Genomic DNA, 14,687 nt, shown 5'->3' on the forward strand with positions numbered 1-14,687 from the left:
ATCTCAAAGATAAGCGATAGGACGGGACCGGGGAATCAGGGGGCTATCTCACGAGCTGGGCCGCTCGCGGCGCCCGAAAATGCAGATATGCGTGCGGGACTTGTCGATCGTATTAAAACATTTATCGAGTCTATACCCAGGACGTACACCCTGCGCATTCAGCTACCTTCGTTTCCATCTGCAGCTCCGAGAACGATCGCATTGGCCGACAGCCTGCGGTTAGTCTTTCACGGCGAATCGACACCAGCAAATGAGGTTCGAGCAGGCGGATTTTTTGGGCCTATGGTGTATCCACCAAAGGGGGAGCGATTTCTCGAGTTTGATGCCAACGGCTATAGCGATCGCTCTGCAAAGTCTCCAGCCGCGTCGCAATGCTTTTCACTCGCGAAACAGTTTCTTTTTATCGTTCAAGCCTCCAAAATTTGCGTTTCAGCCTTCGCTCCAACTCGTGTAGAAACAGCCTTGAATAACGGAGAAGGAACCAATTTTTTTCGGCTCTCAATTCCTGAACGATTGGGTGAGCAATTCGCGAGGCTAAGCCTTGATGTCTCGAAGCTCACGCTTAATGGAGCGTGGTTGTACGGCGAGCCAGTGCAGGGGAGCCTTCTAACTCACCCTAGTCGCGCACCTGAGAACGAGGAGGAGTTAGCAGATGCGATTGCTGTTCAATTCGAGCCGGTGAGGCGTTATTTCGGCGCAAGTGGGAATTTAGACTTCGAAAGCGTTGCGGCTGCAATTGAGTGGTATATGGATTCCCTGCTTGCGGAAAACGACACGTTCGCCTACCTCGCGGCATGTATAGGTATGGAAGCTCTACTTGGTAGCGCTGGCCACGTTGATGGTCTTTCGAAACGCCTCGCTGATAGATTTGCGTTTTTGCTTGGAGGTAGCCGTAAGGACCGTGACGACGCAATTCTTCTCTACACCAAGGTATTAAATTTGCGGGGCAAACTTGTCCATGCGAAGGCCGCTCGACTAGGCCGCGATGAGATGCCGCTTCTGATTTCGGCGCAGCAGATGCTTCGACAAGTAATTCAGCACGAGCTGCATCGCATCTATCAGACGGAAAAAATCTAGCCGCTGTGTCGCTCAAGTTGCCGCCCTCAGAGGCTGCAACTTCGTTTTTGCCCCCTGTAGGGTTTCGCTTTTCCTATCCCTCTTTCGACACTGCCTTTCAAGCACCGCGCGTGAGCGCCGGGGCGAGGTCACGGTAGCAACACCGTGGATTCCAGGCAGATGGCGCGGCCCGATCAGGGCTCGCACCGGATTGCTGGCCCCTTGCGGCCACGGCGATATGTGGCGGGACAGGCATGACGACATCCAACGACTTTTTCCAGACCAACGAAATCAACGGCGCACTGACGCCGCAGCAGGCCGCTGAGCTTCTCGAGCTCGCGGCATCGGGCGATACCAGCTTCGGGCTGGATGACGGTGGCGCGCCCGCGTCCACCACTGCTGCAGCCGCACCCGCTCCCGCATCCGATGCAGCGAGCGGCGCCGACACGAACAGCAGCGCAGCAACGCCGGCTCCCGCACCCGCGGCAGCCCCGGCTGCTTCGGCCGCGCCTTCCCCCGCAGCAGCGCCCGCACTGGCGCCTGCAGCAGCTCCCGCAGCCGAGCCCGATGCGTCCAACGCCGTCGTGCTCGCGAAGGATGGCAAGCACACCATCCCCTACGAGAAGCTGGTGCAGGCCCGCGAAGGCGAGCAGCACTGGAAGGCGCAGGCGGAGACGGCACAGCGCCAGCTCGCGGACCTGCAGGTCCAGGCGCAACAGCGCGCCGACGCGGGGCAAGCGCCGACGAGGACGGACAACCAGGTGGCGGCCGCGCAAGCGGCGATCGCCAGCGGGGTGGACCCGGCCCTCTTCGGTGACTTCTCCGAGGAGGCGCTGGCCAAGGGCATCGCGACGCTGGTTGACCAGCGCGTGGAGGAGCGGATCAGCAAGGCGATCGCTCCTCTGCAGCAGCACCAGCAGCGCAGCGCCCAGGACGCCCACCTCGACGCCATCTACAAGGCGCACCCCGACGCGGATTCCGTGGCGGAGAGCGCCGAGCTGAAGGCGTGGATCGCGGGGCAGCCCAGCTACGTGCAGCCCACGCTGCAGAACGTGCTGGCGAAGGGCAGTGCGCAGGAAGTGGTCGAGCTGTTCAACGACTTCAAGAAGGCTACCGCTGCACCCGCAGCGGCACCGGCCGCTGGAAAGAGCCAAGCCGCGGCAGCCGATCCCAAGGCAGCCGCGCAAGCCGCCATCGCCGCGGCGGCGCCGGCCGTGCCGGCCTCCCTCTCGGACATCCCGGGCGGGAAGGCCGACGCGCTGTCGCCTCACGAGCGATTGGCGGCGATGGAGCCCGCAGCGATGGCGGAAGCCATGCACGGCATGACAGCCGAGCAGATCGATGCGTTCCTGAACCGATCTCTGTGAGCCGACAGGCCCACACAGCACCACAAATCAAGGAGGTCTAGATGACCGCAACCAAAACGCAGATGCAGTATGGCGACCCGAAGGCGATGGTCCAGCAAGCCGCTGGCGTCTTCGCGGTGAGCCAGCAGCGCAACACCACCATCAACCGCCTCGTCGGCAAGATGCCGAAGCTCGAGGGCGCGATCGCCACGATCAAGAAGCAGTCCAGCAACCACATGCCGATTGTGCAGGTGCAGGACCTGGGCCAAGGCCGTGGCGACGAGGTGAAGTTCAACCTCATCAACCCGAGCGGCGGCTATCCCATCATGGGCAGCAAGTACGCCAAGGGCCGCGGCGTGGGCGTCAAGCTGTCGGAAGACCGGCTGCGCGTGAATCAGGCGCGCTTCCCGATCGACATGGGCGACGTCATGTCGCAGATCCGCAGCCCGGTGGACCTGCGCCGCGTGGGCCGGCCGCTGGCACAGCAGAAGGCCAACGACTACCTCGACCAGTCCATCCTGGTCCACATGGCTGGCGCACGTGGCTTCCACGACAACATCGAATGGCGCGTGCCGGTCGAGTCGCACGCCGACTTTGCCGAAATCCTGGTCAACCGCGTGAAGGCACCGACCAAGAATCGCCACTTCATGGCGAAGGCTGGTGCGATCGACCAGTTCACGGTCAACGCGGGCGAGGTCGACATCGCGTCGACTGACCTGCTGAAGATGGGCACCGTCGACGCCGTGCGCGCCTACATCGACCAGATCGCGCTGCCGCCACCCCCGGTGCAGTTCGACGGCGACCAGGCCGCCACCGACAGCCCGATCCGGGTGATGTTGCTGTCGCCGGCCCAGTACAGCGGCTTCGCGACCGATCCGGCCTTCCGCAACTTCCAGGCGGCTGCCGTGGCGCGCGCGCGGCTGATCAAGGACCACCCGCTCTTCCTCGGCGACGCGGGCCTGTGGAACGGCATCCTGCTGGTGAAGATGCCCAAGCCCATCCGCTTCTACGCGGGCGACGTCATTCACTACTGCGCGGCCTATGACTCCGAGGTCGAGAGCGACGCGGTCGTGCCCAGCAGCTTCACCACGAAGTTCGCAATCGACCGCGCCATCCTACTCGGCGGTCAAGCCCTCGGCCAGGCCTTCGCTGCCTCCGAGCACAGCGGCATGCCGTTCTTCTGGAGCGAAGAGCCTGACGACCACCGCGACAAGCTGGAAATCCTGATCGGCGTCATCCAGGGCCTGTCGAAGATCCGCTTCGCGGTGGACCACGGCGACGAGGTGCAGTTCACCGACCACGGCGTGACGGTGCTCGACACCGTGGTGCCCATCATCAAGCCGCGCGGCTGATGACCCAGGGCCGGGGCAACCCGGCCTCTCTCCCTTCACCTTTCCAAGGAGCCACACAATGGCCAACATCAAACTCAAGGGCCTGGGCGTCAACCAGTTCGGCGGCATGGCCGCCTACGGCAACGTGACCACGCTGCGCTCGCGCCTCGACACGGGCGCCAATGGCGCGCCGCTGCGCGCCAACTCCGAGCTCGCGCTTGCGATTAGCGACAAGGTCTACCTGCAGGAGCTGCCCGCGGGCTTCCGCCTCGAGGACCTGCAGGTGATCGTGTCCACCGCCATGACCGCGGCGGTGACGGGCTCGATCGGCTTCGAGTACGCCGATGGCGTCGACAGCGCGGAGGTGCCGCAAGACCTCGCGTACTTCGGCGCGGGCATCGCGCTCAACGCCGCGGCGCGGCTGCGCACCACCTCGGCGAAGGCCCCGGTGACGCTGGCGAAGGAAGCCTTCCTGGTGCTGACGCTGGCGGGCGCGGCCAACGCCAAGGCCAGTCGCGTCGACTTCATCGTGCACGGCGAGCGTCTCGGCGCGAAGTAACGCGAGTGGGGAGGGCCTGGCGCCTTCCCCTTTCCCATCCCACTGAAGGATTCCACCATGGCCTCCAAAACCGCCGGCGTGCCCGTGAAGTACATCGGGCGCGAAGACCCGTTCTATGACCGCCTCTACGGTTCGAACCTATCCTTCGAGCGCGAGCAGGTGCGCGTCATCCCCGACCTCGACCTGGTCGCGAAGTTTCTGCGCCACAGCGACTGCTTCGAGCGCGTGGTCATCGCGCCGGCGGCGCCCGCGCCCGCCGTGGTGCCGGCTCCTGTCGCGCCCGACGCGCAAGGCGGCGAGAGCACCCAGGGTGCTGGCGATGCTGGCGAGGGCCCGGACGGCGGCACCGCCGAAGGCGCTGCACCGGACGGTGCGGGCGGCCAGGCGGATGGCGCGCCCGCAGGCGGCACCCAGCCCGCCGACGATGGTGCGCACGAGCCCGAGGATGACACCGACGCCGTGCTCGCCGAAGCCAAGAAGGTCGAAGAGGCGCGCAGGCTGGCGGAACAGAGCCGGCTCGACCTCGTGCAGACCCTCGACTCGATGGACAAGGACGCGCTGCAGGACTGGGGCTTCGACAAGTTCCAGCAGAAGGTGCCGAAGACCCTCACGGTCGAGAACATGCGCGCCCGCCTCGTCGAGCTGGTCGATCAGTACGGGGTGCCATGAACCTCCAAGCGTTGATCGCTGCCTTTCGCGTCGACGCGAAGGACCGCGCCGACCCGCCGCTCTTCGAAGAGGCGGACGTCATCGCGTGGCTGAACGAAGCACAGGACGAGGCGGCGGTGCGCGCACGGCTGCTGCACGAGAGCGCCAGCGCCGCGATCTGCGAGATCGCCGTGCAGGCCGGCACGGCCGTCTACGTGCTTCACCCGAGCATCTACGAGCTCGACCACCTGGTGTTCGAGCCCGCTGACGGCAGCTGGCCGCGACAGGTGACCCTGAAGTCTTCGGGAGAGCTCGATCGCAGCATGCCCGACTGGCGGCGCGAGCTCGGCTTCGTCGACCACGCTGTGCAGGACGACAAGTCGCTGCGGCTCGCGCGGGTGCCCTCGGTCGGGGGCGTGCTCCGGCTCGAGGGCTATCGGTTGCCGCTGGTGGCGATGGAGCAGGACGACGACGTGCCGGAGATCCACACGGCGCACCACAGGCATCTCGTGGACTGGGCGCTGTTCCGCGCCTTCAGCGTACCGGACGCCGACTCGTTCGACCCCGTGCGCGCCGGCAAGGCCGAAGCGGCTTTCGCCACCTACTTCGGCCTGCCACCCGACAGCGACCTCCGCCGCACCTCGCGGCATGACCAGGATCACCAGACGGTGGTCTATCCGTTCTGACGATGCGCGACGTCAACTTCACCTCCCTGGCGCGCGGCATCAACAACCGCCGCGAAGCCACGCGCCTGGCCGATGGCGGCGAGGGCGCCACGTTCCTCTACGGCGCCGACAACGTCGACATCGATGCCCAGGGCTACGTGAAGCGCCGCGTCGGCGCGACGCGCGCGCTGGCCGGCGCCTGGCACAGCGCGTGGGACAACGACGGCAAATTCGGCTTCGCGGTCGTCGATGACGTGCTCACGCGCCTCGAGCCGAACGGGGCCGGTCTGGACCAGACGCCGGTACGCGAGGGCATGCCCCACGCCGACGTGTCGTACTCGCTGGGCGCCGACGGCGCGGTCTACTGGACCAACGGCGCCGAGATCCGGCGCGTGCTCGAGCGCGAGGACCGCGCGATCGCGACCGCGCCGCTGGACAGCGCGCCGGTGCTGTCGCTGGCCGCTGGCGCGCTGCCCGCCGGGCGCTACCTCTACACCTTCACCGTGCAGGGCGAAGACGGCGAGTCGCCGGCCACCGTCGTGCAGCAGGTGGAGGTGCCCGAGGGCGGCGGCCTAGCGCTGAGCGACGTGCTGCTCGACGGCCTGGCCGTGAACCTCTACCTGTCGGGCCCGAACGGCGAGCTGCTCGGCCTGGCCCAGACCTCGACGGACGGGCGCTTCAGCGTGCTGGCGCCGCTCGAGACCGGCCGGCGCTGCTCGACGATCGAGACCGGAGTCATGCCAGCGGGCAGCATTGTGCGGCACTTCAACGGTCGCATGGTCGTGGCGGCGGGCAGGACGCTGTACTTCTCGCAACCCTATCGCTACGGCCTGTACGAGCCGGCCGCCGGCTACATCCCACTGCCGGCCGAGATCACGGTGGTGGAGCCGTGCGACAGCGGCATCTACCTGTGCGCCGACAAGACGTACTGGCTGCCGGACTTCAACGCATCGCGGCTGCAGGAGCTGCTGCCCTACGGCGCGCTGCCGGGCTCGAGCGTGCGCTCGCCGGCGGCGAAGGCCGCCTACTGGCAGTCGACGCGCGGACTGGTGATGGCGGACATGGTCGGCGGCGTGCAGAACCTGCAGGAGGCCGCCATCGCCTTCGGGCCCGCGGCGCGTGGCGTCTCGCTCTACCGCGCCTTCGACGGCATGCAGCACGTCATCTCCACGCGCGCCGGCGCCGAGGCATCGGTCGCGGTCGCGCGCAGCTACATGGACGCCGAGATCGTCCGAAAGGAAACCCAGCCATGAACAACACCGCCGAGCACGGATTCAACTTCCTCGTGGAGGTGGAGCACCCCGACGGCAGGGTGTCGCAGCGCGAGACCGTGCACAACCTCACCCCGATCGAGGGCCGCAACCACATCGCGTCCGTCATCTACAAGCAGGGCACGCAGGTGCCGACCTGGTTCATCGGCCTGTTCGAGGGCAACTACACGCCGCAGCCCGACGTGAAGGCCAGCACCATCGCGGCGGCGGCGGCGGAATGCTCCGCCTACGCCGCGGCCCAGCGCGTGCCCTTCGTTCCAGGCGCGGTGGTGGACGGGTCGGTCGACAACAGCGCCAGCAAGGCCGAGTTCGTGATGACCGCGAACAAGACCGTCTACGGTGGCTTCATCGTCTCCGCCTCGCCAAAGGGCGCCACGACCGGCGTGCTCATCAGCGCCATGCGCTTCAGCTCGCCGAAGGTGCTGGCCACCGGCGACAAGCTGAACGTGGTGGCCGTCAACTCCCTCGTCTCCGCCTGAAGGACACCCCATGACCCTCAAAGCCTCCACCGGCCTGCGCAACGCCATGCTGAGCATGGGCTCGCTGATCGCATCGATCCCCAACCCCGTGCTGATCATCTTTGCAGGCGCCGAGCCCGCCTCGGCCGATGCCGCGGCCGCGCCGGCCGTGCTGTGCATCGTCAGCGACAACAGCACCGGCAATCCCCTCAACTTCGACGAGCCGGCCAACGGCACGTTGCCGAAAGCGGCCGCCCAGGTCTGGAGCGGGGTCAACACGGGCAGCGGCGCGGCCTCGCACTTCCGCATCGTGTCGGGCGACGACGATGGCACCGCCAGCACGACGCAGCCACGCCTGCAGGGGAAGTGCGGCACGGCCGGCGCGGACCTCAACATGTCGAGCGTCAACCTCACCGCCGGCGCGCCGCAATCGATCAACGCCGCGAACATCACGCTGCCGACGTTCTGATCCGTGGCCGACATCTTCCTCGACGAGTTCAACGGGCCGCCAGGGTCCGTCGTCGGCCACGACGCCGGTGGTGGCCACCTCTGGGCCGCGCCGTTCGCGGGAGGGAGCCGTCTGCTGCTGTCCGGGTTCGGGTCGCTGATGCCTCCCGTGGGCTATGGCGATGCGCAGATCAGGATTCCCGAGTTTGCTGGTCAGTCGGAGTACGAGATCGAGTTGCGCTTCGGCGGTCCGCTCTCGGACATCATCGAAGTCGAGTACGGCGCACACTCGGTCGGCGACCTGATGCCGGGCAACTTCTATATCAACATCTCGAACACCGGCTGCTCGGTGCGTTGGTACACCGAAGACCCGAACCAGAACTTCACGTGGCCTGAATTGATCATTGAGGACACGACGATCCTCTTTCGCTTCACGTCCGGCAGCGTGCCGCGGCTGTCCGTTTTCTTCGAGGGCAATCCGGCGTTCTCGTACGGTGCATCGGACCGGACGTTGGACGACCACATCTGGAAGATGGCGACGAGCAGCGACTCGGACATGAACCTGCTCAGCTTCCGGGCGGGCACGCCCACGCCGCCCGAGCCCTCGGATTTCTGGACCGCATTCGTCGGCACGCGCGCCACGGTCGGCGATCCAGCTCCACCGCCCGAGGCTTGAGCATGGCCTACGGGAAGTTCCGCAACGGCCCGACCTCGCTGGGGCGTCAGGCAGCGAACTGGGTGCAGGATGGACTGCCCACGTTCAGCACGCGCCGGCGCGGTGACGTGGTCGTGCGCAAGAGCGGCGACTTCACCAACATCTTCCAGGGGCAGAAGCTCGACGGCTACTACTCTCTCGGGCGCGTGGCCGGCGGCGGCACGCGGATTCGCGGATCGAGCGACGCGCGCACGTTTTCCGATCGCGGGCCGGCGCCGGAGGCCGGTGGCTTCGTGACGTCGCAGCTTGCCTACTACGGCAAGGGCCAGGGCGGCGTCATCAGCAACACCGACGTCGGCAACTTCCTGGATTTCGACGGCCGGCCCTGCCGGGTCTTCACGACGAACCTGCAGCTGACCCGCACCGGCAAGCAGCTCAAGGACCACTACGCCGTGGACAGCTTCGTGCCGTACCTCGGCGGCTATGCGCTGGTGACCTACACCCGGGGCGGCTACTGGCAAGACGGCGCCGCGCACAAGTTCTACGCTGGCGTGGCCGTGCCGATCCTCCTCGAGGACGGCCAGCACGCGCAGGCCTACGTGACCGATGACGGCGCGAACCAGGCGTTCGGCGATGTCCTCTACGTCGCGAACCAGCTCGGCTGGTTCCCCGACATCCTGCATCTCGCGCCCGGCGTGCTGCTGAAGATGGACCGCTACCTGCGGCCGGTCTACTCGCCCACGGCCGTCAACGCGGCGGCGTGCCCCGGGCTGACCTTCACCTACTCGGTGGACGCGGGCCGCACCTGGTCTCCGTGCTCGTCGACCAACATGTTCGATGCGGAGATCGCCTCCATGCAGGGGATACCGCTGAACGAGACCGGCGCCCAGCGATTCAACCAGGGAATCTCGGACGCTGAGATCACCTCGGCGCCGCTGAGCCGGCGCTACTCGGTGGTCGTGGCCCGCGTGCCCTACGTCGATGGTTCGAACGCCGTGCGCGTGAAGGTGAAGCTCGGGCTGGTCGACGTCGCCGCTGGCTGCTCGCTTATGGAGACGCAGGTCCTCTACGAGGGCACCGGGGAAGACGCCGGCATCTACGCCGGTCGCGCGCCACTGGCCGTGCCGGGCGGCGTGCTGATCTTCACGCGGAACATCCCCGCGCCGCTGGAAGGGCGCAAGGCTTGGATGTACCCGGCGCGCGTGCGGTTCACGCCCAACGGCACGGATCTCGTCGATCGGGCCGCGATGCCGTTCAAGGAGAACTACACCGGCATCGTGAGCGGCCTGTCCACGAAGCTGATGGTGTGCCCCATGTGGGACGGAAAGCACTCGCTGTACCAGAGCGCCGACTACGGCCAGACCTGGTCGCGCCGCGGCACGATCGCGCGCGACGGCCTGCCGCCCAACGATGCGCCGGCGCCCGGCCAGGAGCAGCTCTCCCTCGCGGACTTCACGGTCGTGACCTTCCTGCGCGACAACGACTTGCAGGTCAGCGCCTTCCCGCTGACCCCTTGGCTGACCGACTCGCGCAGGCCCAACCCTCCACCCATCTGACCATGGCGAACACGCTCACCAAGAACACGGTCATCGTCGAGAACGTCAGCTACGAGCATGTCCCAGCGAAGCCATACCGGCCGCCGCAGCCCGCGCGCACGGTCTTCGAGACCCGGCGCGTGTGCATGTTCCGGTACAGCGGGCCCGGCCGCTACTTCTACACCTACGACCCGTCGACGGGCCAGGTGACGGGCACGTTCGTGCCCGACAACGTCATCGGCGGCGGTGCCGGCGCGGAGGTGGGGGTCTGGGCGTGCACGAACGAGCTGGTGGCCATCAACTATCCCGCGGTCCCGGCCCAGCCCTACGTGCCCGGTTTCTCCTACGCGGCGGGTTCCACCTTCGAGACCGGCTACAACCTGGGGTGGAACGCTGGCGCGCGGTCCATCGCAGAGTTCAAGGGCGACGGCTTCGTCGAGTTCAAGGTCGGCCAGTCGGTGGTCGGCGTCATCTGCGGGATCAACTTCTACGACGGGGTCGACGCCGGCTACAACGGCAACACCATCGACTTCGGCTTCTACTGCGCCCAGGGCGTGGCCTGGACCATCCGCAACGGCGTGATGGGGGTGGGCGTGGGCACCTACTCGGACGCGACGGTGTTTCGTATCGAGCGTTCGGGAAGCGACGACGAGCCGGTGGTCACCTTCTTCAAGGACGGCGAGGAGGTGCTGGAGGTCAGCACGGGCGTGCCGATGGCCGCGGGCTGGCTCGAGGCCTCGCTCTACTCGGGCGACGACAAGGTGTTCGATCCGCAGCTGGTGCAGGTCAGCCCGCCGGACCTGACGCCGGGCACCGCGACGCTGGACGCCGAGCTGGAGCCGCTGACGATGTTTGCGGCCACCGGCGCCTATGCGGAGCTGCGCGCGGACCTGCCGGCGCTGCTCTTCGCCGGCGAGGCCGGCCTGATCACTCCCTCCTATGCCGTCGGCAACTTCTCGCTGCCGCCGCTCGCATTCGGCGGGAGCGTGCTGGTGGGCGAGACCGCCACGCTCGACGCCGAGCTGCCGCGCATGGAGATGCTCGCAGCCGATCACGCCTACGGCGAGCTGCGCGGCGTTCTCGAGCCGCTGGGCGGCATGCTGCTGGCCTACGAGGACAACTTCCAGGCTTCCATGTCGAGCCTTACCGGCGTGGCCACCGCGCTGCAGGCGCTGAACCTATTGGTCGTCACCATGCAGGGCGGCGTGGTGGTGGCGGCGGACCTGCTACCCGAGATCCTGCTGTCGGCCGAGATGGTCGAGCAGCTGGGCGTCGGCTCGGCGCTGGCGCTGAGCGCCGTGGTCGAGGCCGCGATGAAGGCCGCGGCGCGAGCCGGCTCGGAGCTGGGCACGCGCGGTGGGCCCGGCGGACCCGGCGGGCCGGGAGACCCGGGCGCCGGCGGCGATACCCAGGTGTGGGTGGTGAACCTCGACTCGAACGCCAGCACCACCTACTCGAACTACGACTACAACAGCTTCGCGCGCATCGGCGATCGCTTCTACGGCGCCAGCGACTTCGGGTTGTTCGAGCTGGCCGGCGACGACGATGCCGGTGAGCCGATCGAGGCCTCGATCAGCCTCGGGAAGCTGGACTTCGGGACCAAGGCGCTGAAGACGATCAGCGAGGCCTACGTCGGCATGGCCGGCGAGGCCGAGCTGTACGTGAAGGTGATCGCCGAGGGGCGCGCGTTCATCTACAAGGCCCGCGGCTTCGGCCCGGACCTCAAGCAGCGGCGCGTGGAGGTCGGGCGCGGCCTGAGCGCCAGCTACCACACGGTCGAGCTGTTCAACAAGGACGGCGCCGACTTCGAAATCGACTCGGTGCTGTTCCGGGTCGCAGACCTCAAGCGGAAGATTTGAACATGGCAGTCACACCACCTGGACCGGGCGAGATCGTCCCCATCCCTGATCCCGTCAGCGGCGGAGTCGGCGCGGCCGTCACGGTCGCGCGCACCTTCAACGCGATGTGGAAGAACGCGCAGACGATGTCGTCGGCCGGCGATGCGCGCATCGGCGCGGCGGTGGCGCTGGCCGACCCCGCGCCGCACGTGACGGTGCCGGGCCTGGACACCAGCTACGTTCCGCCGGTGAAGCCGCAGCTGCCCGACGAGGACCCGGCCAACGCCCAGGCGCTCTACGACGCTTCGCGCGACCAGATCCTGGCCATGATCCAGCAGGGCATGGCCGACTTCATCGCCGAGCACTTCCCGCACCCCGAGTTCTACGAGGACGCCATCACCTGGTGCGATCGCGCGGTGCGCGAGGGAGGTACCGGCATCAACCCGGCCGTCGAGCAACAGCTGTTCGAGCGCGACCGCGCGCGCGTCGGCGCGGAGGTGGCGCGCGCGGAGGACGAGGCCATGGCTTCCTGGGCCGACCGCGGCTTTCCGCTGCCGCCGGGCGCCCTGACCAGCCAGGTGAATCAGATCCGGCTGGACGGCATGAAGCAGCTGGCCACCGCGAGCCGCGACATCATGGTGAAGTCGTGGGATCAGGAGCTCGAGAACATCCGCTTCGCGGTGAACGCACTGCTGAGCCAGCGCCAGGTCGCGCTCGATGCCGCGGGCAACTACATCCGCACGCTGGTCCTTGGGCCCGAGACGGCGATGAAGCTGGCCACCGGCCTCTCGGGCCTGCGCACAGACCTCGCGCGTGCGCTGGTCCAGATGTACAGCGCCGAGACCGCGGCGCTTGAGCCGCGCGTGCGGCTGGCGATCGCCGATGCGGACCTGAAGATGCGCGGAGAGGAGGCGAACATCCGAGCGACCATGGGGTCCGTCGATGCCAGGGTGCGCGCCACGATAGCCGGCGCTCAGATGTTCGGCACGCAGTCGGCCGCAGGGCTCAACGCAATCAACACGAGCGCGAGCATCAGCGGCAGTGACAGCACTTCTAGCTAGCTTGTCGGCGGCCCAAATGGTGGATAGGGGTTACTCAAGGTTTTTTCGACGGACGTGTTCTTCGAATGGGATGCGACCGTCCACTCAACTGCTCGCGTGCTGCTGACATCAGCTCGCTGGAATACTTGCCGCGTTTAAGTTCGTCGTCGGTGGGAAAGCCCACGGAGTCAATTATCCTTTGGCACTTGTCGAAGGTTTTTATGTAATTCCGATTGTCCGAATTGAGCGACGCAATCAACTTTGCCGAGTATCCTTCTGCCTTTTTTGAGTTTGGAGCAGGTGTTTCAATTGATCCTGCTGAGAGCCATTTGAACAATTGAATTATGTGCCAGCGCACCTTGACGTAATTTTGCGCGCCACTTTTCTTGCCGTTGATTAGCGTCTGGTATTTATATAGGGTGAGGCAGGCGGCGTAATAATAAGACTCATGATCGGTCTCTTTAAATAGGTTGTCTTCATTCGCCGCGAAAATCGTGGCGACGTAGCGCGCCGCATTATGCGGTACATCTAGGAACATTGCGGCATAACAGCGGGCAACTTCCCGAACATCGAATATCCGCGTCGACTGAAAGCCAGCGTGTTTATATTCCCCCTGCCGTCTTTCAAAATGGACGTGGTTCTCTTGAGGGGTTAGGGCGTTCTGCGCCTTAAAATACTTTTGCACCAACTTCGCCTTGTCGCGTAGGCCAAAAAAAGCTTCTTTCGGAATTCCTGATTGACTGTTTGTTGCGGCGATGATATCGCTGGAAGCATCGTTCTCTGGAGATTCAATGAATTTCGCGACGACATTTACTGATTCGGTTAAAAGCAGCTTGTTCTCATGCAGAGTGCTACTAGTTTGGCACCCATTAATTATTTGATAGTTTGTAAGGTGAAGTTCTTTGGTATTCGGAGTGAGGGTCAGTTCGGGAGCGACGATTGTTATGCCATTGTTGAGAACTGAGAAGAGTGATTTTTTTTGACCATCCTTCAAAGTATCTTGTATTGCTTCGTTCACTTCATTTTTATTGCCTAAAAAAGATCGAACATTCTCCTCAAAAACGGCCTCTTTTAGGTTTCCCTCATTATCTTCGAGCAGAGCATTAACGAAATTCTTCGCATTTACTACAGCAACGTAAGATTGTGGGATGCCGGGCATTGCAGGCATTCCAAAATAATCTATTAGTTGCAGTTTGGCTTCATTCTTTTCTGATAGCTCGCCGTAGTATCGAATCAATTCGCTTCTGCCCAGCGGATTAACGGATACCGAGAAGAAAAATTCTGTGGCCGTTAGATATCGTTCGATAATATCTAATGCGGCTTGAATTTCTCGTTCAGCGGTGTATACCCCTGACGTGCAATAATAGACGCTGCAGTTTGGTCGACGGTTGCGAACCTTTTTCAAGTTTGCAAGCACGACTTGAAGGATTTTTATATTTTCTTTGTTGAATTTTCCGTTGGGCAGCTTCGGTGTGAGAGATAAGAAATCCTCGATGCCGATCTTGAAGTTGGCGATTTCTTCCTTGCGAAATGATTCGCCACTTTTTACTTGGGAAAATACAATTTCAACCGATAGATTGGTCTTGTGAGTTTTAAATACTTCTGTTGCGTCGTCAACCGTTGTAATTAAATCTCCATCGATGATGATTGCGAGGCCATCTATCGAGGCATCATCTTCGTCTGTTGTGACAATCGAAGGGTCAAATCTTCCGAAAAAGTGCTTTGATACAAGGCAGTAATTGCAGAATCGTTCAAACTGCTTGCTCGCCTCTAGATTCTCGTATTCGAAGTCTTTGGCGACTGCATCGACATGGCTCTTTAAAATTATGTGCATGATC

General features: G+C 64.4%; 14 protein-coding genes. 13 read left to right on the plus strand and 1 reads right to left on the minus strand.

What is annotated here, in order from left to right:
* Nucleotides 1-201 precede the first annotated feature (201 nt).
* From AC1HIL_RS17490 to AC1HIL_RS17550, 13 genes are all read left to right on the plus strand, one after another.
* Nucleotides 202-1,077, plus strand: coding sequence for a hypothetical protein (locus tag AC1HIL_RS17490; protein WP_479672315.1), 876 nt, complete (start codon nt 202-204; stop codon nt 1,075-1,077).
* Between the two features lie 233 nt (nt 1,078-1,310).
* Nucleotides 1,311-2,423, plus strand: coding sequence for a hypothetical protein (locus tag AC1HIL_RS17495; RefSeq protein WP_479672316.1), 1,113 nt, complete (start codon nt 1,311-1,313; stop codon nt 2,421-2,423).
* Between the two features lie 41 nt (nt 2,424-2,464).
* A complete protein-coding gene (locus AC1HIL_RS17500) occupies nt 2,465-3,754 on the plus strand; it encodes a phage capsid family protein (protein ID WP_479672317.1) in 1,290 nt (429 codons plus the stop codon).
* Between the two features lie 58 nt (nt 3,755-3,812).
* Nucleotides 3,813-4,292: a hypothetical protein gene (locus AC1HIL_RS17505; RefSeq protein WP_479672318.1), complete on the plus strand. Its 480-nt coding sequence runs from the start codon at nt 3,813-3,815 to the stop codon at nt 4,290-4,292.
* Nucleotides 4,293-4,349: 57 nt separating this feature from the next.
* Entirely contained in the window at nt 4,350-4,961 is a 612-nt protein-coding gene (locus AC1HIL_RS17510) for a hypothetical protein (protein WP_479672319.1), read from the plus strand.
* A complete protein-coding gene (locus AC1HIL_RS17515; protein ID WP_479672320.1) occupies nt 4,958-5,626 on the plus strand; it encodes a phage adaptor protein in 669 nt (222 codons plus the stop codon). Before AC1HIL_RS17510 ends, AC1HIL_RS17515 begins: the two co-directional genes overlap by 4 nt.
* A 2-nt stretch (nt 5,627-5,628) precedes the next feature.
* Entirely contained in the window at nt 5,629-6,858 is a 1,230-nt protein-coding gene (locus AC1HIL_RS17520; protein WP_479672321.1) for a hypothetical protein, read from the plus strand.
* Nucleotides 6,855-7,355 carry a hypothetical protein gene (locus AC1HIL_RS17525; protein WP_479672322.1) on the plus strand — a complete coding sequence of 167 codons (501 nt, stop codon included), beginning with the start codon at nt 6,855-6,857 and terminating at the stop codon, nt 7,353-7,355. The genes AC1HIL_RS17520 and AC1HIL_RS17525 overlap by 4 nt, the downstream gene beginning before the upstream one ends.
* A gap of 10 nt (nt 7,356-7,365) precedes the next feature.
* Nucleotides 7,366-7,803 carry a hypothetical protein gene (locus AC1HIL_RS17530; protein ID WP_479672323.1) on the plus strand — a complete coding sequence of 146 codons (438 nt, stop codon included), beginning with the start codon at nt 7,366-7,368 and terminating at the stop codon, nt 7,801-7,803.
* Between the two features lie 3 nt (nt 7,804-7,806).
* On the plus strand, nt 7,807-8,457 hold the full coding sequence (locus tag AC1HIL_RS17535; protein WP_479672324.1) for a hypothetical protein: 651 nt from the start codon (nt 7,807-7,809) through the stop codon (nt 8,455-8,457).
* Entirely contained in the window at nt 8,454-9,992 is a 1,539-nt protein-coding gene (locus AC1HIL_RS17540; protein ID WP_479672325.1) for a hypothetical protein, read from the plus strand. Before AC1HIL_RS17535 ends, AC1HIL_RS17540 begins: the two co-directional genes overlap by 4 nt.
* 2 nt (nt 9,993-9,994) lie before the next feature.
* On the plus strand, nt 9,995-11,830 hold the full coding sequence (locus AC1HIL_RS17545) for a hypothetical protein (protein WP_479672326.1): 1,836 nt from the start codon (nt 9,995-9,997) through the stop codon (nt 11,828-11,830).
* A gap of 2 nt (nt 11,831-11,832) precedes the next feature.
* The gene (locus AC1HIL_RS17550; RefSeq protein WP_479672327.1) at nt 11,833-12,870 is read left to right on the plus strand and encodes a hypothetical protein; all 1,038 of its coding nucleotides are present in this window, start codon (nt 11,833-11,835) and stop codon (nt 12,868-12,870) included.
* 34 nt (nt 12,871-12,904) lie between these two features.
* Here the strand turns inward: AC1HIL_RS17550 and AC1HIL_RS17555 are convergent, their stop codons facing one another.
* Nucleotides 12,905-14,683: an AIPR family protein gene (locus AC1HIL_RS17555; RefSeq protein WP_479672328.1), complete on the minus strand. Its 1,779-nt coding sequence runs from the start codon at nt 14,681-14,683 to the stop codon at nt 12,905-12,907.
* Nucleotides 14,684-14,687: the final 4 nt, after the last annotated feature.

This window comes from Variovorax sp. ISS6 (assembly GCF_056523145.1).